The 18657-nt window shown below is 66.3% G+C and carries 18 protein-coding genes and 1 pseudogene; 5 read left to right on the top strand and 14 right to left on the bottom strand.

The window, feature by feature from the left end; translation table 11 throughout:
- The first annotated feature begins 43 nt into the window (after positions 1 to 43).
- Both ACP7AS_RS01330 and ACP7AS_RS01325 read left to right on the top strand, forming a co-directional pair.
- Positions 44 to 586 carry a TIGR00645 family protein gene (locus ACP7AS_RS01330; RefSeq protein ID WP_426027026.1) on the top strand — a complete coding sequence of 181 codons (543 nt, stop codon included), beginning with the start codon at positions 44 to 46 and terminating at the stop codon, positions 584 to 586.
- A 107-nt stretch (positions 587 to 693) separates the two neighbouring features.
- Positions 694 to 1311 carry a DUF1134 domain-containing protein gene (locus ACP7AS_RS01325; protein ID WP_426027025.1) on the top strand — a complete coding sequence of 206 codons (618 nt, stop codon included), beginning with the start codon at positions 694 to 696 and terminating at the stop codon, positions 1309 to 1311.
- A gap of 102 nt (positions 1312 to 1413) precedes the next feature.
- On the opposite strand, the gene ACP7AS_RS01320 is transcribed toward ACP7AS_RS01325, so the two are convergent.
- The 4 genes from ACP7AS_RS01320 to thpR all read right to left on the bottom strand — a co-directional run bounded on the left by ACP7AS_RS01320 (position 1414) and on the right by thpR (position 4695).
- Positions 1414 to 2289: an NAD-dependent epimerase/dehydratase family protein gene (locus ACP7AS_RS01320; protein WP_426027024.1), complete on the bottom strand. Its 876-nt coding sequence runs from the start codon at positions 2287 to 2289 to the stop codon at positions 1414 to 1416.
- A 12-nt stretch (positions 2290 to 2301) separates the two neighbouring features.
- On the bottom strand, positions 2302 to 3537 hold the full coding sequence (locus ACP7AS_RS01315; protein ID WP_426027023.1) for an NAD-dependent epimerase/dehydratase family protein: 1236 nt from the start codon (positions 3535 to 3537) through the stop codon (positions 2302 to 2304).
- 85 nt (positions 3538 to 3622) lie between these two features.
- Positions 3623 to 4147: a GNAT family N-acetyltransferase gene (locus tag ACP7AS_RS01310; RefSeq protein WP_426027022.1), complete on the bottom strand. Its 525-nt coding sequence runs from the start codon at positions 4145 to 4147 to the stop codon at positions 3623 to 3625.
- Positions 4148 to 4155: 8 nt separating this feature from the next.
- Positions 4156 to 4695, bottom strand: coding sequence for an RNA 2',3'-cyclic phosphodiesterase (gene thpR, locus ACP7AS_RS01305; protein WP_426027021.1), 540 nt, complete (start codon positions 4693 to 4695; stop codon positions 4156 to 4158).
- A gap of 123 nt (positions 4696 to 4818) precedes the next feature.
- Here thpR and ACP7AS_RS01300 point away from each other — a divergent pair, with 123 nt between their 5' ends.
- Positions 4819 to 5562, top strand: a complete 744-nt coding sequence (locus ACP7AS_RS01300; protein ID WP_426027020.1) for a Bax inhibitor-1/YccA family protein — start codon at positions 4819 to 4821, stop codon at positions 5560 to 5562.
- A gap of 111 nt (positions 5563 to 5673) precedes the next feature.
- Here ACP7AS_RS01300 and ACP7AS_RS01295 read toward each other — a convergent pair whose 3' ends face one another.
- The 3 genes from ACP7AS_RS01295 to ACP7AS_RS01285 all read right to left on the bottom strand — a co-directional run bounded on the left by ACP7AS_RS01295 (position 5674) and on the right by ACP7AS_RS01285 (position 8923).
- Positions 5674 to 6006, bottom strand: coding sequence for a DUF2794 domain-containing protein (locus ACP7AS_RS01295; protein ID WP_426027019.1), 333 nt, complete (start codon positions 6004 to 6006; stop codon positions 5674 to 5676).
- Positions 6007 to 6354: 348 nt separating this feature from the next.
- Positions 6355 to 7671, bottom strand: coding sequence for a trypsin-like peptidase domain-containing protein (locus ACP7AS_RS01290; protein ID WP_426027018.1), 1317 nt, complete (start codon positions 7669 to 7671; stop codon positions 6355 to 6357).
- Positions 7672 to 7732: 61 nt separating this feature from the next.
- Complete coding sequence (locus tag ACP7AS_RS01285) at positions 7733 to 8923, bottom strand: acyl-CoA dehydrogenase (RefSeq protein WP_426027017.1); 1191 nt, start codon at positions 8921 to 8923, stop codon at positions 7733 to 7735.
- A gap of 142 nt (positions 8924 to 9065) precedes the next feature.
- Between ACP7AS_RS01285 and ACP7AS_RS01280 the strand changes: the two genes are divergently transcribed.
- Both ACP7AS_RS01280 and ACP7AS_RS01275 read left to right on the top strand, forming a co-directional pair.
- Positions 9066 to 9332 (top strand): DUF6356 family protein, encoded by a 267-nt coding sequence (locus ACP7AS_RS01280; RefSeq protein ID WP_426027016.1) that lies wholly within the window; start codon positions 9066 to 9068, stop codon positions 9330 to 9332.
- A 133-nt stretch (positions 9333 to 9465) separates the two neighbouring features.
- Positions 9466 to 10641, top strand: a complete 1176-nt coding sequence (locus ACP7AS_RS01275; protein ID WP_426027015.1) for a CaiB/BaiF CoA transferase family protein — start codon at positions 9466 to 9468, stop codon at positions 10639 to 10641.
- Positions 10642 to 10648: 7 nt separating this feature from the next.
- Here the strand turns inward: ACP7AS_RS01275 and ACP7AS_RS01270 are convergent, their stop codons facing one another.
- The 7 genes and pseudogenes from ACP7AS_RS01270 to sucC form a co-directional block, all read right to left on the bottom strand.
- Positions 10649 to 11044, bottom strand: coding sequence for a putative signal transducing protein (locus tag ACP7AS_RS01270; RefSeq protein WP_426027014.1), 396 nt, complete (start codon positions 11042 to 11044; stop codon positions 10649 to 10651).
- 7 nt (positions 11045 to 11051) lie between these two features.
- The gene (odhB, locus tag ACP7AS_RS01265) at positions 11052 to 12602 is read right to left on the bottom strand and encodes a 2-oxoglutarate dehydrogenase complex dihydrolipoyllysine-residue succinyltransferase (protein ID WP_426027013.1); all 1551 of its coding nucleotides are present in this window, start codon (positions 12600 to 12602) and stop codon (positions 11052 to 11054) included.
- A gap of 45 nt (positions 12603 to 12647) precedes the next feature.
- Complete coding sequence (locus ACP7AS_RS01260; RefSeq protein ID WP_426027012.1) at positions 12648 to 15659, bottom strand: 2-oxoglutarate dehydrogenase E1 component; 3012 nt, start codon at positions 15657 to 15659, stop codon at positions 12648 to 12650.
- A gap of 169 nt (positions 15660 to 15828) precedes the next feature.
- A pseudogene (locus tag ACP7AS_RS01255) lies at positions 15829 to 15999 on the bottom strand (succinate--CoA ligase subunit alpha); the annotation flags it as partial.
- A gap of 63 nt (positions 16000 to 16062) precedes the next feature.
- Positions 16063 to 16431, bottom strand: coding sequence for a hypothetical protein (locus ACP7AS_RS01250; protein ID WP_426027011.1), 369 nt, complete (start codon positions 16429 to 16431; stop codon positions 16063 to 16065).
- 76 nt (positions 16432 to 16507) lie between these two features.
- Positions 16508 to 17410, bottom strand: a complete 903-nt coding sequence (sucD, locus tag ACP7AS_RS01245; protein WP_426027010.1) for a succinate--CoA ligase subunit alpha — start codon at positions 17408 to 17410, stop codon at positions 16508 to 16510.
- A gap of 53 nt (positions 17411 to 17463) precedes the next feature.
- Entirely contained in the window at positions 17464 to 18654 is a 1191-nt protein-coding gene (gene sucC / locus ACP7AS_RS01240; protein ID WP_426027009.1) for an ADP-forming succinate--CoA ligase subunit beta, read from the bottom strand.
- Between the last annotated feature and the right edge of the window lie 3 nt (positions 18655 to 18657).

Below are 18657 nucleotides of genomic sequence, written 5' to 3'. Positions count from 1 at the left end.
GCGCCGGGCCCGCCAAAAGGGTTCAGGCAGATCGGGGACGACCATGGGTATCAAGCCGAAGATCGAGACGGCGTTCGAGCGCGGCCTGTTCATGTCGCGCTGGCTGATGGCACCCTTCTATGCCGGGCTGGCACTGGCCCTGCTGATGCTGACGGTCGTCTTCCTGCGCGACCTTGCCTACTATCTGCCGCAGGCCTTCATGGCCGGGCCCGGCATGAGCTCCAACGACGCCATACTGGCGGTCCTGACGCTGGTTGACCTTTCGCTGGCGGGCAATCTGCTGCTGATCGTCATGTTCTCCGGCTATGAGAATTTCGTCTCCAAACTGGATCTGGACGGAGAGACTGATCGTCCACCCTGGATGGGGACCGTCGATTTCTCGGGCCTGAAGATGAAGCTGATCGCCTCCATCGTGGCCATATCCGGCATCCAGCTGCTGAAATTCTTCATGAACATCGGCAAGGACGGCGCACCGCTCGACAGTCAGGAAGCGATGTGGGGTGTGATCATCCACCTGACCTTCGTCACCTCCGGCGTCCTGCTGGCCCTGATGGACTGGCTGACCGCAAAAACCGACAAACATTGAGGCCCGTCAGCCTGCGTTCGGCAATCTCTCGTTAACCTCATCGCCGCAAGGCTGACTCAAAAGGCGGCGACGATCCCGCTTTCCCGCCCTGCGCTGAGAGAATCGTCATGCACCGCCGCCAAATGATCCTGTCCGGTCTCGCTGCCACCGCGGGGGCCTCGGGCCTGTCCGCCTGCGCCACCGCCGGGCAACAGCCGACGGACCCCGCCTATCCGATCGCTTCGGACCAGCGGGCGCAGGTCTATTCGGCAGACGAACTGATCGCGGCCGGCTCGCGCGAGCTGGGCATCGCCGCGGAGGCCATCGGCGGCGTCATCGAGCGTGTATTCGCCGATCAGGGCGAAGGTCCGACCGCCTATATCGCCGGTGAGGAGGGCTCGGGTGCTTTCGGCGTCGGCTTCCGCTACGGTCGCGGGGCACTGCACATGAAGGATCTGTCGGCCTCGCAGGAAGTGTTCTGGCAGGGTATTTCGATCGGCTGGGACGTCGGCGGCAACGCCAGCCGGGTCTTCACCCTGGTTTACGGCCTCTACCATCCCGACATGATCTATCGCCGCTATCCCGGCGTGGAGGGCACGGCCTATCTGGTCGGCGGCCTCGGCGTGAACTACCAGCGCGCCGACGGCATCACCCTGGCCCCGATCCGCACCGGCGTGGGCCTGCGCGCCGGTGCCAATGTCGGCACAATGGCCTACAGCCGCCAGCGGAACGGCCTGCCGTTCTGAAGCCGACCGGGTCCGATGTGCGCGAGAGCTTCGGGGGTCAGCCCTTGAGCCTGAGCCCACAGTGGCAGTGTCGCCTGGGGTAGTCCTTCGGAGCGACAGGGCTCACGTCCGGAGTGCAAGCAGGGCCTCCAGCCCCTCGCGCCACGTGGGATAGCGCGGCCGCCATCCCAGTTCGGCCTTGGCGCGGGCGTTCGAGAGGCGTTTTGAGTCCAGATAGAAGCGCCGCATTCCCTCGGTGACCGACGGATCATCCCACGTCACCTCGGGCGGTGCGGGCAGGCCGAGACGGCGCGCCGCGTCCTCCATGACCACATCGGCCGGCGCGGGTTCGTCATCGCACAGGATGTATGCGGCACCGGGCCGCGGCCTTGCCATCGAGGCGAACAGGCCGTCGACGACGTCATCGACATAGATGCGGTTGAAGACCTGTCCCGGTTTCCTGACCAGCCGCGCCGTGCCGTCGCGCAGACGGTCCAGCGGCGACCGGCCGGGTCCGTAAAGTGCCGGCAGCCGGAAAATCTGTACCGTCAGCCCCATGCCCTGCCCGGCGTCCAGCCAGTCGCGTTCTGCCCGCACACGCCGCGCGCCCTGCAGGCTGGCTGCGTTCAGTTCGGAATCCTCAAAGGCCCAGCCGCCGGCACGATCGCCGTAGACGGCGGTCGACGAAACATAGCCGATCCAGTCCGGCCAGGCCGCCCGTGCGGTCATGGCGGGCATCAGGGCCTTCACCCCCGGGCAGCCGGTGGCTTCGGGGGGAGCGGTAATCAGGATGGCCGAGGCGTCGGCGACCGCGGCTGTCAGCGCTGCTTCGTCCGCCGGATCGATGGCGGCAAAGCCTTCGGCGGTCAGGGCCGCGCGCCGTCCGGCATCGCGGCTGGTCAGGACGGCCCGACCGCCGCGCCGGACCGCCTCGTGCGCGACCGCCTGGCCGAGCCAGCCGCCGCCGAAGACCAGCAGGGTTAAGGGGGCTTCGGACATGGACGGGCGACCCTAGGCCGACCGGGCGTGAACCGGGGTCCTTGGCGGTGCCTTGAGGGTGGGCTCGGTCTGCATCGCCTGCGCGCGCTTGCTGTTCCAGGTCGAGACGCAGGGCACCTTGGTCAGGTCGGCGCGACCGGCGTAGCGACGGGCGATGTCGGTGACCTCGTCCAGCAGCCCCTGCGCGAGTGTGATCGGCTTCAGGCCCAGATCGCGGAACTGGTCATTGGCGACGATGAGTTCGTTCTCGTCGGCTTCCTGACGCGGATTGGGCACATTGTGGATCACGGCACCCGTCATGTCCGAAATCATGGCGGCCAGATCGCGAACCCGGCGGCTCTCGGTCATCTGGTTCAGAATTTTCACGCGCTCGCCCGCCTTTGGCGGATTGGCCAGCGCCAACTCGACGCAGCGCACCGTGTCCTGGATGTGGATGAAGGCCCGCGTCTGGCCACCCGTGCCGTGCACCGTCAGCGGATAGTCGACAGCGGCCTGCATCAGGAAGCGATTCAGCACGGTTCCATAGTCGCCGTCATAGTCGAACCGGTTGATCAAGCGCTCATCCAGCCGGGTTTCTTCGGTCTGGGTGCCCCAGACGATGCCCTGGTGCAGGTCGGTGATCCGGATCCCGTCGTTCTTGGCGTAGAACTGGAACAGCAGGGCGTCCTGCGTCTTGGTCATGTGATAGATCGACCCCGGGTTCGGCGGGAACAGGATTTCCTGCTCGGTCGGGCCAAAGTCCGTATCGACCGTGACCTTCAAATAGCCCTCGGGGATGCGCAGGCCCGCCGTGGTGTAGCCATAGACGCCCATTGTGCCGAGGTGCGCCAGGTGCACATCCAGTCCGCTCTCGACGATGGCCGCCAGCAGGTGATTGGTGGCGTTCAGATTGTTGTCGACCGTGTAGAGCTTGTGCCGGGCCGATTTCATCGAATAGGGCGCGGCCCGCTGCTCGGCGAAATGAACGACGCTGTCGGGCTTCCAGTCCTTGATCAGCGCGACGAGCCGGTCGAACTCCTTGCCGACGGTCATGTTGACGAAGTCGATGGTCTTGTCGCTGACCTCTGTCCAGGCGGCGATCCGCTCGCCCATCGTCCGGATGGGGGTCAGGGACTGGACCTCCAGCTCATTGTCGATGTTGCGCCGGCTCAGATTGTCGACGACGCAGACATCCCAGCCGCGCGCCGACAGATGCAGGGCTGTCGGCCAGCCACAGAAGCCGTCGCCGCCCAGAACAAGAACCCGCATCCGTTCATCCCCGTCGTTTCTTGCATCCTGACTAGCCGAACGCGCCCGCCGGTCAAAGCGTCAGTATTTCGCAGGCGGAGGCCCTTCAACCGTGGCGCGCCCGCCAGTCCTCGCGGCTCTGGCCCCAACGCTCCATCGTCAGTTCGTGGAAAGGCGGCGGCAGCCGCGTAAGTCCCTGATTGCGAGACCCGATCCGTTCGGCCAGTCGCTGCGAAGGGGTGTTGTCCGGATCGATGCAGTGGATGACCTCGGTCCAGCCCAGAACGTCGAAGGCGTAGTCGATCGCCGCCGTCGCAGCCTCGACGCCATAGCCCTTGCCCTGGGCGTCCGGGTGCAGGCCCCATCCGACCTCGGTTCCTGGCCAGCCGTGCGGTTGCCACGGACCGATCCGGCCGAGCCAGAGACCTGTGACGCGTTCGACGACCGAGAACATGGACACGCCCGTCAGACTCCAGGCCCCCGCCATGGTCATGAAACCGCGCCAGGCGACCGCTGCCGGTTGGGGGCCGCCGAGGAATTTCGCGGCCTCTGGATCCGCCATCATCTCCGCCCAGCGCGGAAAATCCGCCAGCGCGATGGGCCGCAGGGTCAGGCGTTCGGTTTCAAGCACCGGTCCGGTCAAAGCAGATACTCCCGCTCGAGTTCATAGTGGCTGCCGTCCTGCGTCAGGACGCTCGAATACAGGCCAAACCGGTCGATGCGGACCGGTGGCGAATGCAGCAGGTTGTGCCCCGCGATCCAGGCCCCGATCCGGTCGGGATTGGTCTGTGGTTTCAGATAGGCCAGCGTCAGATGCGGGCGGTAGTCGCGGCGCTCGACAGGGATCCCGGCCCGCTCGGCCGCCTTGCGACAACGGCCCGCCAGCACCGACAGGCGCTCATTCGGTTCGATCCCGGCCCAGAGCGTGCGGATACGATGCTCGTCACCGAAGGCACCGACGCCGGCCAGGGCGATCTCGAAGGGCCCGCCGGCCGCCGCCTTCTCCAGCTCGACGGCCAGATCATCCGCGCGGTGCCCGTCGACCTCTCCGTAGAAGGTCAGGGTGATGTGCAGCTGATCGTGGGTGCGCCAGTTCGCGCCGGGCAGGCCTGTCTGGCGGTGCGCCAGCGTCCCGGCCACGTCGTCGGTAACGGAAAGGGCAGTGAACAGCCGGACCATGCGACTCTTGGTAGCGGCTGTGACCGCCGAGCCCAAGTCCGGTTTTCCTTGCGGAAGGCGCCGTCCGCCCCGATATTTGCGCAAAGCCCGGGAATTCCCGGTCGAATGGAGGACGATCTCGCCATGAGCGATTTCAGAAACGGTTATTCAGCGCCCGCGACGGCCGACATGTCGGTCGACGCCGGTCTGCGCAGCTTCATGCTGGGCGTCTACAACAAGGTCGCCCTGGGCCTGCTGGTATCGGCCGTGCTGGCCTTCATCACCGGCTCCTACCCCCCCGTCCGCGACCTGATGTACCAGGTGACCGCCGATGGTCGACTGGCCGGTTTCACCCTGTTGGGCATGATCGTGGCCTTCGCGCCGCTGGTCATCCTGCTGGGCTCGAACTTCGTGATGAAGAACCCGACGTCGGGCGGTGCCAGCGCGCTGTACTGGCTGATCGTGGCCCTGATCGGTGCCTCGATGGGTACGGTCGTGCTGATGTACACCGGTGCCTCGGTGGTCCAGACCTTCCTGATCACCTCCGCTGCCTTCGGTGCGCTGAGCCTGTTCGGCTACACGACCAAGAAGGATCTGACCGGCTTCGGCAGCTTCCTGATTATGGGCGTGATCGGTCTCATCATCGCCTCGGTGGTCAATATCTTCCTGCAGAACTCGATGATGCAACTGATCATCAGCGTCGTCGGCGTGCTGATCTTCGCGGGTCTGACGGCCTATGACACCCAGCGTCTGAAGATGACCTACTACGCCCTCGGCGGGAACCAGAACGCCATGGGTGTAGCCACCAGCTACGGCGCGCTGAGCCTCTACATCAACTTTATCAACATGTTCCAGTTCCTGCTCGCCATCTTCGGCGGCCGTCGCTGAGCCTGTCGGGGTAGCCGCGTTCGTTCGCTCTCCGAGCGCGGGGCCGCTAACCCGAAGGACGACAGTCCCGACAAGAACGAGGCCCCGGCGGTAACGTCGGGGCCTTTTTCGTCAGTCGATGATCGTGAATTTCCGGCTGTCAAACACCCGCAGCACCTGGGCCAGGTCACGGCCCCGGCGCAGGACGTGTCTGCCCTCGCCGATGACAGCCCACTGGCCTTGCTTGAGGCGCAGGGAAGGGCGCTTTTCGATGCGGTACAGCGGCGCGTCGCCCGAGCGGCGGAAGACGGCGAACTCGGCCAGGTCCCGGTGTCCGACCATGGCATAGTCGCGCCACTCGGCCGCGGCGACCATGCGGCCGTAGACCCGGAGGATCAGGTCCAGTTCCTTGCGGTCGAAGAAGACCGGACCCGGCTGTGACTGCAGATCGGCGGCGTCGCTCATCCCCGTGAGGTTACGCCGACATTCGTGAAACGCCAGCGCCCAGCCTCAACAAGGCGAGCGATTTCACCGAACACTGTGTCGGCGGGGTCAGCCTGAACAGGAAATCGGGGTGGACACGAAATCGCCCTGCTTCGGCCCAGCGTCCGCCGTCTTGGCGGGAGAAATCTTGCTCATCGGCCTGTCGGAGTTCGGAAAAGTTCCGGATCCTGAACAGCCCCCCCAGCCCCTCCTGGATTTCTCCACCAAGGGCTCCGGCGGGCCGGTAGTTCCTCCAAAGCAAGACGCCCGTTCCGCCACCCTCCCCCCTCCGGCAGAGCGGGCGTTTTGCTGTGCGGCGTCCTGCGTGGCTCAGGGCAGGCGGACCTCGACCGTTTCCGTGCCGCGCAGCACCGACAGGGTGCGTTCGCCAATCCCCTCCATTGCCGCCGCGAAGCTGGCCAGATCGGTGGTCGGCTGACTATCGACCGAGCGGACCACGTCACCGGCCTGAAGTCCGCCGGCGGCCGCAAGGGACCCGCCCTCGACCGCGAAGACCTCCAGGCCTTCCGCCGCCGCCCGCACCGATGCGCCGCGCGCGATGACCGCGTCCGCGCCCGATATGACGGGGTCCGTCCCCGGCGTCTCGACGGTCATGGCGGTGCGGCCCTCGTGGCCGTCGCGCAGATAGACCACCTCGACCCGGGTGCCCGGCGCCGCGATGCCGACGGTCGCGGCCACGGTGCCGGCGTTTGACACCGGGCGGTTCCCGATCCGGGTGATGACGTCGCCCCGTCGCAGACCAGCACCTTCAGCCGACGAGCCCGGGGCCACATCCTCGACGACCGCGCCCCGGACGATGCCAAGACCGAACTGGCGCGATCGTTCTGCATTCAGCGAGCCGAGAATTACGCCGGTGGTTCCGCGTTTGACCTCGCCCGTCTCACGCAACTGGGCGACGACATACATCAGGATGCGGCTGGGCACGGCGAAGGCGATGCCATCGTTGCCGCCACCGCCGCCGGACAGGATCGAGGTGTTGATGCCGATCAACCGGCCGCGGCTGTCCAGCAGCGGCCCGCCCGAGTTGCCCGAGTTCACGGCCGCGTCCGTCTGGATATAGTCCTCGATCCGGTCACCCATGCCCGACCGGCCCAGGCCCGAGATGACGCCCATGGTCAAGGTCTGGTCCAGCCCCAGCGGATAGCCGACCGCGAAGGCCAGGTCGCCGGTCCGCAACGAATCGGAATTCACCACCTCGATCTGCGACAGACCGGTGGCCTCGATCTTCAGCACGGCGAGATCGGTGGCCTTGTCCTTGCCGATGAGGACGGCGTCGAAGATGCGACCGTCGGTCATGTCGACGGTGAATTTCCGCCCGCCTTCGACCACATGGTTGTTGGTGACGACAATGCCTTCGCGCGCATCGATGATGGCACCCGAGCCGCTCGAGACCGGCGTGGGTTCGTTGTCGCCCGAGCTGGGGCCCTCGGACTGGCCCAGGGTCGTGACCTGCACGACAGCGGGAAGGGCCCGCTCCAGACCGGTCGCGAAGGTGAAGACCCCGCGCTGGGCGTCGAACGGCACCGGCGACTGCTGCGCCGCGGCGGGCATCGCCGCCAGCAACGGAACCGCGGCGACGAGCGCCAGCAAGGACAGGCCGCCGGCCCGAAGGTTGAAACGCCGCATCGCTGGATCCCCCGTCATCACCCTGACCCTAGCGCGGGAATGCGGCGATGACGACAGGCCTTTAGAAAGCGCTCTCGCCCGTGATGGCCCGGCCCAGGATCAGGGCGTGGACGTCATGCGCGCCCTCATAGGTGTTGACGGTCTCGAGATTCATGGCATGGCGCATGACGTGCATCTCGCCGGTGATGCCGGCACCGCCGTGCATGTCGCGGGCGACGCGGGCGATATCCAGCGCCTTGCCGCAGTTGTTACGCTTCATCATCGAGATCGCCTCGGGCACCCACGCTCCCTGGTCGAGCAGCCGGCCCAGCGCAAGCGCTCCCTCGAAACCGAGGAAGATGTCCGTCTGCATGTCGGCCAGCTTCTTCTGCACCAGCTGGCGCGAGGACAGGGGGCGGCCGAACAGCATCCGCTCGCCGACATAGTCGCGGGTCAGATGGAAACAGGTCTCGGCGGCACCCATGGCCCCCCAGGCGATGCCGTAGCGGGCCTTGTTCAGGCAGGAGAAGGGTCCGCGCAGGCCCTTGACGCCAGGCAGCAGATTCGCTTCCGGCACGAAGACGTCGTTCAGCCCGATGTCGCCGGTGATGGAGGCGCGCAAGGACAGCTTGTCGCCGATCTTGTCGGTGGTGAAACCGTCCATGCCGCGCTCGACGATGAAGCCGCGGATTACATCATCCAGCTTGGCCCAGACCACGGCCAGGTCACTGATGGGGCTGTTGGTGATCCAGTATTTGGCCCCGTTGAGCCTGTAGCCGCCGTCGACCTTGATCGCCTTGGTCTTCATTGAGGCCGGGTCCGAGCCACCGTCAGCCTCGGTCAGGCCGAAACAGCCGACGAGTTCGCCGGCGGCCATGCGCGGCAGGAAACGCATCTTCTGCTCCTCGGAGCCGAAGGCGTAGATCGGATACATGGCCAGGGACGACTGGACGCTCATGGCCGAGCGATAGCCGCTGTCGACCGCCTCGATTTCGCGCGCGATCAGGCCATAGGCGACGTGGCTGACCGAGGAGCCGCCGTACTGCTCCGGCAGCATCGCGCCGAGGAAGCCCATCTCGCCGAGCTCGGTCATGATGGCGCGGTCGAAGGTCTCGTCACGGAAGGCCGAGACCACACGGGGCAACAGCTTCTCCCGGGCGTAGGACCGCGCGGCGTCCTGGATCATCCGCTCGTCGTCTGTCAGTCGGCCGGAGAGGTCCAGCGGATCGTCCCAGCGGAAGGTCTGGTGGGGAGCGGAGGCACCGTCGGCCATGAGTGATCTTTCCTGAGCGGGTCCGGGGCCTGCGCGCGATCGTGAGCGGAATTGACCGCCGACCCCCTGTTCTGACGCGCGGTTTAGGCCAGAATGGCGCGGACGGGTAGTGGGCCGACCCGTCGCAGGCTAGGCTGTCGCCATGATCCGCACCCTGAACCGACTGTTTGTGGACCACCCGCGTGAGGTGGAGGAGAGCTACCTCCACCACATGGGGGCATCGTCGAGGTTTGGATTCCGCCTGCTGAAACTGGCCGGTTGCGCCTTCCTGCATGCCGTGGTTCCGGGCGTGCACAAGGCCACCGTGTCCAAGGCCGTCTGCTGTATGGCTGACGAGCTGGACGGCCGGGCGAGGGAAGCGCGCGAATGCCGGATGCGGGATGCGGGAGTCTGGGACCCCGGGCTGTGATACTTCTCCCTCCCCTTCATGGGGAGGGATGTCGACGCGAAGCGGCGACGGGGTGGGGTATGTCTGAGTTCCCCACCCGGTCGCTGCGCGACCACCCTCCCCATGAAGGGGAGGGAGAGCTATGAGATTTCCCATGACCCAAGGCCCCCTCTCAGGCTTCCGCGTTCTCGACCTGTCCCGCGTCCTGGCCGGCCCGTGGGCGACGCAGATGCTGGCCGATCTGGGTGCCGAGGTGATCAAGATCGAGCGGCCGGGCGTCGGCGACGACACCCGCGCCTGGGGGCCGCCCTTCACCACAAAGACGGACGGCACCAGGGGCGACGCCGCCTATTTCCTGTGCGCCAACCGGGGCAAGAAGTCGGTCGAACTCGACATCGCGTCCGCCGAAGGCGCGGAAATCATCCGCGAGCTGAGCAAGACTTGCGACGTGGTCGTCGAGAACTTCAAGACCGGTGGCCTGAAGAAATACGGCCTCGACCATGTGGCCTTGGCGGCGCTCAATCCGAAGCTTGTCTATTGCTCCATCACCGGCTTCGGTCAGGACGGTCCCGACGCCCATCGCGCCGGCTATGACTATATGATCCAGGCCATGGGCGGGCTGATGTCGATCACCGGCCAGCCCGACGGCGCGGCCGGGGCCGAGCCTATGAAGGTCGGGGTCGCGGTGGTCGACCTGTTCACCGGCCTGTACGCCTCCAACGCCATCCTTGCCGCCCTGATGCACGCGCGGGCGACGGGACAGGGGCAGCACATCGATATCGCCCTGTTCGATGTCCAGGCGGCCATGCTGGCTAATCAGGCGACCAACTGGTTCGTGTCCGGCAAGGCCCCGACGCGGATGGGCAATGCGCATCCCAACCTGGCGCCTTACCAACCCTTCCCGTGTACGGATGGAATGGTCGTGATCGCGGTCGGTAATGACGGTCAGTTCCGGGCGCTGTGTGGCGCGCTGGGCGTCGGGAGCATGGGGAGCGACCCCCGTTTCCTGACCAACGCTCTACGCATCGAGCACCGCGCGGCCATGACCGCCGAACTGTCTTCCCTGACCGCGGGCCTGACCATGCATGGCCTGATGGCGGCGCTGGAAGCGGCGGGCGTGCCCTGCGGCCCGGTCAACACCGTCGATCAGGTGTTCGACGAGCCGCAGGCGAAGCATCGGGGGCTGGAGGTAACGCAGGCCCGCGCGGATCTGTCAGGCCCGGTTCGTACCGTGGCCTCGCCGATCCGGATGTCCGTGACGCCGGTCGCCTATGACCTGCCCCCGCCCGCGCTGGGGGCAGATACCGAGGCTGTGCTGGGCGAACTCTGATCCCGGCTCAGGCCGGACAACTGACCAGAAGGTAAAACATCGCCATGACCACGATGGCGACGGCTCCGATTTTCTTGGCCGGCCCGAGGACGCCGGTGATTTCGGCCTCGTCGAGATCGCCGACCTTTCCCTGCGTCGCTTCCAGGGTCCAGTCGCCCGAATTCTCATCGACGTCGGCGGCGAACGCGCCCTCGCGCGCGCGCTGCACAATGTCGCGCGCCTCGGTGATCCGACCTTCTGGCGCGACGACCCGGATGCCGCCTATCGCGATATGCAGATGGGGCAGCATGGTCGCCATGTCACGATCCGGCAGCCGGGCGGAGATGCCGTGCCGCTGCAGCAGTGCGGCGGCGAGTTCGGCCTCCGGAAGCGTCGAAAACCGGGCAACCTCGAACTCGCGCACGGCTGGCCTACAGGTCCAGAAGCGCCCGCGCCGGATCTTCCAGCAACTCCTTGATCCGTACAAGGAAGGTCACCGCCTCCTTGCCGTCAACGATGCGGTGATCGTAGCTGAGCGCGAGATACATCATCGGCCGGATGACCACCTCGCCGTTCACCGCCATCGGGCGCTGGACGATGTTGTGCATGCCGAGGATGCCCGACTGCGGGGCGTTCAGGATCGGCGTCGACATCAGCGAGCCATAGGTGCCGCCGTTGGTGATGGTGAAGGTGCCGCCCTGCAGTTGATCGAGGGTCAGGGCGCCGTCGCGGGCCGCTTTGCCGAGGGCGGCGATACCCTTTTCGATGCCGGCCAGCGACAGCGTGTCCGCATCGCGCAGGACCGGAACGACAAGTCCCTTCTCGGTGCCGACGGCGACGCCGATGTCATAGTGGTTCTTGTAGATCAGGTCGGTGCCGTCGATCTCGGCATTGACCGCCGGGATCTCCTTCAGGGCCGCGACCACCGCCTTGGTGAAGAAGCTCATGAAGCCCAGCTTCACGCCGTGGCGCTTCTCGAACACGTCCTTGTACTGGGTCCGCAGCGCCATGACGTTGGTCATGTCCACCTCGTTGAAGGTGGTCAGCTGGGCGGCCGTGTTCTGCGATTCCTTGAGGCGGCGCGCGATGGTCTGGCGCAGGCGGGTCATCTTGACCCGCTCCTCGCGCGGCTGGTCGGCGCGCGGGGCTGCGGGCGCAGCGGCGGCGGGTGCGGCCGGCGCAGGCGCGACGGCGCCGATCGCTGCGACGGCATCGGCCTTGGTGATATTCCCCTTGGGCCCGGTCGCGGCCAGCGCCTTGGGATCGAGGTTGTTTTCGGTCACCACGCGCTGGACGGCCGGCGACAGGTGGGGGGCGTCGTCGGACTTGATCTGGGCCGAGCCGGCGTTGGCCGAACCGGCCGCGGCAGGCGCGGCGGCCGGAACCTCGCCGGACGCGGCGATGCTGCCGATCTGCTGGCCAGGGGTCACGGTGGAGCCGGCCTCGGCGTCGATGGTCAGGACGCCGGCGGCGGGGGCGGACACCTCGACCGCGACCTTGTCGGTCTCGATCTCGACCAGCATCTCGTCCCTGGCGACCATGTCGCCGGACTTCTTCAACCAAGTCCCCATCGTGCCTTCGGCGACGCTCTCGCCCATGGTCGGGGTCATGATCGCCACAGTGCCGCCCGCAGCGGCGGGAGCCGGGGCGGCCGCCGGAACGGGCTCAGCAGCAGCGACCGGAGCGGCTGCGGCGGGTGCAACCTTGGCCTCGACCTTGGGCGCTTCAGTGGCCGGCGCGGCAGTGGCACCTTCGGTGACCACACCCAGGACGGCACCGGGAATCACGGTCTCTCCGTCGGGGGCGCGGATCTCTGACAGGATGCCATCGGACGGTGACACGACTTCCAGCGAGACCTTGTCGGTTTCCAGCTCGACCAGGACTTCGTCCTTCTTCACGGCGTCGCCGGCCTTCTTCGTCCACTTGCCAATTGTGGCTTCGGTGACGGATTCGCCGAGGGCGGGGGTCAGGATGTCGGCCATGGTGGGGTCCAGGTCTCGTCAGGTCAGGTTGGGCAGGTCAGGGTGTCAGGCGAAGGCGTCGGTCAGGAAGGCGTCGAGTTCTTTCAGGTGCCGGCTCATCAGGCCTGCGGCGGTCGACGCCGAGGCGGGACGGCCGACGTAGCGGGCCCGTTTTGACTTCACCGACAGCTTGTCTAGAGTCAGCTCCAGCCACGGATCGACGAAGGTCCAGCCGCCCATGTTCTTGGGCTCTTCTTGGCACCAGACCAGTTCGGCGTTGGGGAAGCGGGCCAGCTCGGTCAGCAGCGACTTCATCGGCCACGGATAGAACTGCTCCAGCCGCATCAGATAGACGTCGTCGGCCTGGTCGCGCTCGCGGCGGTCCAGCAGGTCATAATAGACCTTGCCCGAACACAGGACGACGCGGCGGATGTCCTTGTCGGCCTTGATCGAGACGCCGGCGACGTCGGGCCGGGTCTGGGCGTCATCGTGCAGCACGCGGTGGAAGGAGCTGCCCTCGGCCATGTCGGCGATGGTGGAGACCGCCTTCTTGTGCCGCAGCAGCGACTTGGGCGTCATGATGATCAGCGGCTTGCGGAACGGCCGGTGCATCTGACGCCGCAGGATGTGGAAATAGTTGGCGGGCGTCGAACAGTTGGCGACCTGGATATTGTCTTCGGCGCACTGCTGCAGGAAGCGCTCGAGACGGGCCGAGGAGTGCTCGGGGCCCTGACCCTCATAGCCGTGCGGCAGCAGCATGGTCAGGCCGCACATGCGCAGCCATTTGCGTTCGCCCGAGGTGATGAACTGGTCGATCACGACCTGGGCCCCGTTCACGAAATCGCCGAACTGTGCCTCCCACATCACCAGGGTGTTGGGGTCGGTCAGGGCGTAGCCGTATTCAAAACCGAGGACGGCCTCTTCCGACAGGGCCGAGTCGATGACCTCGAACTCGGCCTGGCCGTCGCGGATATTGTTCAGCGGGACATAGCGGGCCTCGGTGGTCTGGTCGACGATGCCCGAGTGGCGCTGGCTGAAGGTGCCGCGGACCGAATCCTGACCGGACAGGCGAACCGGGAAGCCCTCGTCCAGCAGCGAGCCGAAGGCCAGGCTCTCGGCCGTGGCCCAGTCGATGTTCTGGCCGGTCGTGATCATCTCGCGACGACCTTCGATGACGCGTTTCAGCGTCTTGTGCACGTCCACGGCGTTGGGAATGGTCGTCAGCTTGTGGCCCAGATCCGCCAGCTTCGCGGCCGGGACCGAGGTCTCACCACGGCGTTCGTCGCCCTCGGGCAGGCCGATTCCCTGCCACTGGCCGTCCATCCAGTCGGCCTTGTGGGCCTCAAAGGCCTTGCCGGCGTCGAACTCGGCATCGAGGAAGGCCTCGAAGCGCGCGACCTCGGCGTCGACGGCCGCCTGATCGATGACGCCCTCGGCGACCAGCCGTTTGGAATAGATCTCGCGCGTCGACGGCAGGGCGCGGATCTTTGAATACATCAGCGGCTGGGTGAAGGTCGGATCATCGCCCTCGTTGTGGCCGAAACGGCGGTAGCAGAACATGTCCACCACCACGTCCTTGTGGAATTTCTGCCGGAATTCGGTCGCCACCTTGGCGGCGAAGACGACGGCTTCCGGATCGTCGCCGTTGACGTGGAAGATCGGTGCCTGGACCATCAGTGCGACGTCTGAGGGGTAGGGCGAGGAACGGCTGTTGCGCGGGCTGGTCGTGAAGCCGATCTGGTTGTTGACGACGAAATGCATCGTCCCGCCGGTGCGGTAACCCTTCAGCCCCATCAGGGCGAAACATTCGGCCACCACGCCCTGACCGGCGAAGGCGGCGTCGCCGTGGATCAGGAGCGGCATGACCTTGGAGCGGTCCAGCGCCTTTTCAGCGGCCGCGTCGCCGCCTTCGGCGCGGGCCTCACGGATGTCGAAGGCCTGTTTCGCTCGTGCCTTGCCCAGCACCACCGGATTGACGATCTCGAGGTGCGACGGGTTGGCGGTCAGCGACAGGTGGACAGTATTGCCGTCGAACGCGCGGTCCGATGAGGCGCCCATATGGTATTTGACGTCGCCCGACCCCTCGATGTCCGAAGGCACGGTCGAGCCGCCCTGGAACTCGTGGAAGATGGCGCGATAGGGCTTGCCCATTACCGCCGCCAGGGTGTTCAGGCGGCCGCGGTGGGCCATGCCGAAGACGACCTCGTCGACGCCAAGGGCACCGCCGCGCTTGATGATCTGCTCCAGCGCCGGGACCATGGCCTCGCCGCCGTCCAGACCGAAGCGCTTGGTGCCGGGGAAGCGTTTGTGCAGGAAGCGTTCGAAGCCCTCGGCCTCGATCAGCTTGTTGAGGATGGCCAGCTTGCCTTCCTTCGTGAAGGCGTTCTGCTCGAACTTGTCCGGGCCTTCGAAGCGTGCCTGTAGCCAGGATTTTTCCTCGGGCTCAGCGATATGCATGAACTGGATGCCGATGTTGCCGCAGTAGGTGCGGCGCAGGATGCCAAGAACCTCGCGGATGCTGCCGGTCTGCAGGCCCAGCACGCCGTCCAGATAGATCGGGCGGTCCAGGTCGGCTTCGCTGAAGCCGTAGAATTCGGGAGTCAGTTCGGGGTTGTTCGTCGCCTGCTCGATGCCAAGCGGGTCCAGCGTCGCCTGCAGGTGGCCGCGCACGCGATAGCTGCGGATCAGCATCAGGGCGCGGATCGAATCATGCGCGGCGGCGCGGATGGTCTCGACCGATACGGCGGCCGCTGCCGGTGCCGGAGCGACGGCCGCAGCCGGCGTGGCTCCCGGCTTCTTCGGATCGGCTTTCGGAGTCGGCCAGCGGCCGTCGAACACCCCGGTCGCCTCGGCCGGTTCCTCGGCGACCGAACGGCCCCACGAGCCCGCGGCACCGGAGGCCTTCACGCTGTCGGCATTGTCCCGCAGCTGATCAAAGAAGGCGCGCCACTCGCCCGAGACGGACGCCGGATCGGTCGCCCATTTCTCGTGCAGGTCCTCGATGAACGAGGCATTCGAGCCATACAGGAAGCTGGTCTCGGCAAAGACCTGGTTCAGCCGGCCGGCATCGTCCGCCATCGTATCGTCACGTCCCTTGGGCGGCGCGCGCACGCCTGCGCACGACCGGTGCCGCTGATATAGGCGCTGTTTCCTTATCGGTCATGACCGAATGGGGGCCAAAAGGTCGAAATTCGCCTGAATCGGACGAAATTCGTACGTTCTTTGTCCCGCTGCCGGGACACGGGCTTCAGCCTTTGAGGACTTCCACCAGCGTCGTTCCGAGGCGCGCGGGTGAGGGTGAAACGCAGATGCCAGCCGCCTCCATGGCCGCGATCTTGGACTCTTCATCGCCCTTGCCGCCCGAGACGACGGCCCCGGCGTGACCTATGGTCCGGCCCTTGGGGGCGGGGAGGCCCGCTCATCGTCATTCACTGACACATCATGGCTGAACCTAGGCGAAACGCGCCGAAATTCGCGCGGTTCACTCCGGCAGCAAGGCGCGGACCGAGCAGCCGTCGAAAATCAGCGACGTCGACCTGGCGGGCTCGACCGGCACGCGCACTTCCACGGCCGTGGGGCATCCTTCGATCTCCACCTGCACCCACATGTCGAACCTGTCGGTGAATATGGGCAGGCGGTTGTTCGACCCCGGCGGCGAGGTGAAGCGACGATCAACGATCACCTTCCCGTTTCTCGAAAGGCGGACCTGCTTGCCCACATAGTCGCCCGAAAGAACGATGTGAGCCGTGCCCCAGCCGGGTGCGGGGACGAAAAGGGGCTGCTCCTGGGCCATCGCCGGAGCCCAGGTAAAGAGAAGAGACAGCGGGGCGGAGATCAGCAGGCGGCGCATCGGACTTTCTCACTGTTCCGGCGCCGTCACGATAAGGGATGAGGGCGTCGGATCAACCCGTCAGGCGCGACCGGCGTCAGCCCTTGAGCACTTCCACCAGGGTCGTTCCCAGCCGCGCAGGCGAGGGCGAGACCGTGATGCCGGCGGCCTCCATGGCCGCGATCTTGGACTCTGCATCGCCCTTGCCGCCCGAGACGACCGCGCCTGCGTGGCCCATGGTGCGGCCCTTGGGGGCCGTGCGGCCGGCGATGAAGCCGACCATGGGCTTGGAGCGGCCCTTCTTCGCCTCGTCGATCAGGAACTGGGCCGCGTCCTCCTCGGCCCCGCCGCCGATCTCGCCGATCATGACGATTGACTGGGTGTGTTCGTCGGCCAGGAACAGCTCGAGCACGTCGATGAATTCCGTGCCCTTGACCGGGTCGCCGCCGATGCCGACGGCCGTGGTCTGGCCGAGGCCCTCGTTGGTCGTCTGGAACACCGCCTCATAGGTCAGGGTGCCCGAGCGGGAGACGATGCCGACATTGCCCTTCTTGAAGATGGAGCCCGGCATGATGCCGATCTTGCACTCGTCCGGCGTCAGGATACCGGGGCAGTTGGGGCCCAGCAGGCGCGACTTCGAATCCTCGAGGCGGTGTTTCACCCGCACCATGTCCAGCACCGGAATGCCCTCGGTGATGCAGGTGATGAAGGGAATTTCGGCCTCGATGGCCTCGATGATGGCGTCGGCGGCCCCCGCCGGCGGGACATAGATGACCGTGGCATCGGCCTTGGTCGCGTCGCGGGCCTCGGCCACCGAGGCATAGATCGGCAGGGTCTCGCCGTGCGAGCCAGTCCAGGTCTGGCCGCCCTTGGTCGGGTGCACGCCGCCGACCATCTGGGTGCCGTGATAGGCCAGCGCCTGTTCGGTGTGGAAGCCGCCGGTCTTGCCGGTCAGGCCCTGGACGATGATCTTGGTGTTGCGGTCGACGAGGATGGACATGGGTCTGCTCTGATTATTCGGTCAGCGGGACGGTCGGTGGTGGAGCCGGAGCTTCAGCCGACCGCCGCGACGATCTTCTGGGCGGCGTCGTCGAGGTCGTCGGCCGCCGTGATGGCGAGGCCGCTCTCGTTCAGGATCTTCTTGCCCAGTTCGGAATTGGTGCCTTCCAGGCGGACGACCAGCGGCACCTTCAGGCCCACTTCCTTGACGGCCGCGACCACGCCCTCGGCGATGACGTCACACTTCATGATGCCGCCGAAGATGTTGACCAGAATGCCCTGGACGTTCGGGTCGGCGGTGATGATTTTGAAGGCCGCCGCGACCTTCTCCTTGCCGGCACCGCCGCCGACGTCGCAGAAGTTGGCGGGTTCCTTGCCGTACAGTTTGATGATGTCCATCGTCGCCATGGCCAGGCCGGCACCGTTGACCATGCAGCCGATGTTGCCGTCCAGCGAGACATAGGCGAGGTCCCATTTGGAGGCCTCGATCTCCTTGGCGTCTTCCTCGGTCTCGTCGCGCAGCGCCTTGATGTCCTCGTGGCGGAACAGGGCGTTGCCGTCGAAGCTGACCTTGGCGTCCAGCACCCGCAGATGACCGTCCTTCATGACGATCAGGGGATTGACCTCCAGCATCGCCATGTCGGTCTCGGTGAAGGCCTTGTAGAGGATCGGGAACAGGGTCTCGCCGTCCCTGGCCGCCGCGCCGCTCAGTTCGAAGGCGGCGTTGATCTTCTCCACGTCGGCGGCGGTGACGCCGGTCGCCGGGTCGATGACGATGGTCTGGATCTTCTCGGGCGTGTCATGGGCGACGGCCTCGATGTCCATGCCGCCCTCGGTGGAGACGACGAAGGCGATGCGGCCGAACTGACGGTCGACCAGCAGCGAGCAATACAGTTCGCGCTCAATGTCGGCGCCGTCCTCGATATAGAGGCGGTTGACCTGTTTGCCCGCGTCGCCCGTCTGGGCGGTCACCAGGGTGTTGCCGAGCATTTCCTTCGCATGCGCGACGGCTTCCTCGATCGAGAAGGCCAGGCGCACACCGCCCTTGGCGTCAGGGCCCAGTTCCTTGAACTTGCCCTTGCCGCGGCCACCGGCGTGGATCTGCGACTTCACGACGTAGAGCGGCCCCGGCAGCTGACGGGCGGCGGCCTCGGCCTGATCGGCCGAGGTGATCGCGACGCCCTCGGCGACCGGCGCGCCAAAGCCCTTCAGGACCTGCTTGGCCTGGTATTCGTGAATGTTCATGGG

The organism is Brevundimonas sp. TWP2-3-4b2 (assembly GCF_049897345.1).
GTDB lineage: Bacteria > Pseudomonadota > Alphaproteobacteria > Caulobacterales > Caulobacteraceae > Brevundimonas.
Note: the sequence above shows the minus strand (reverse complement) of the source record. Positions and strands in the feature narration are given on the sequence as shown.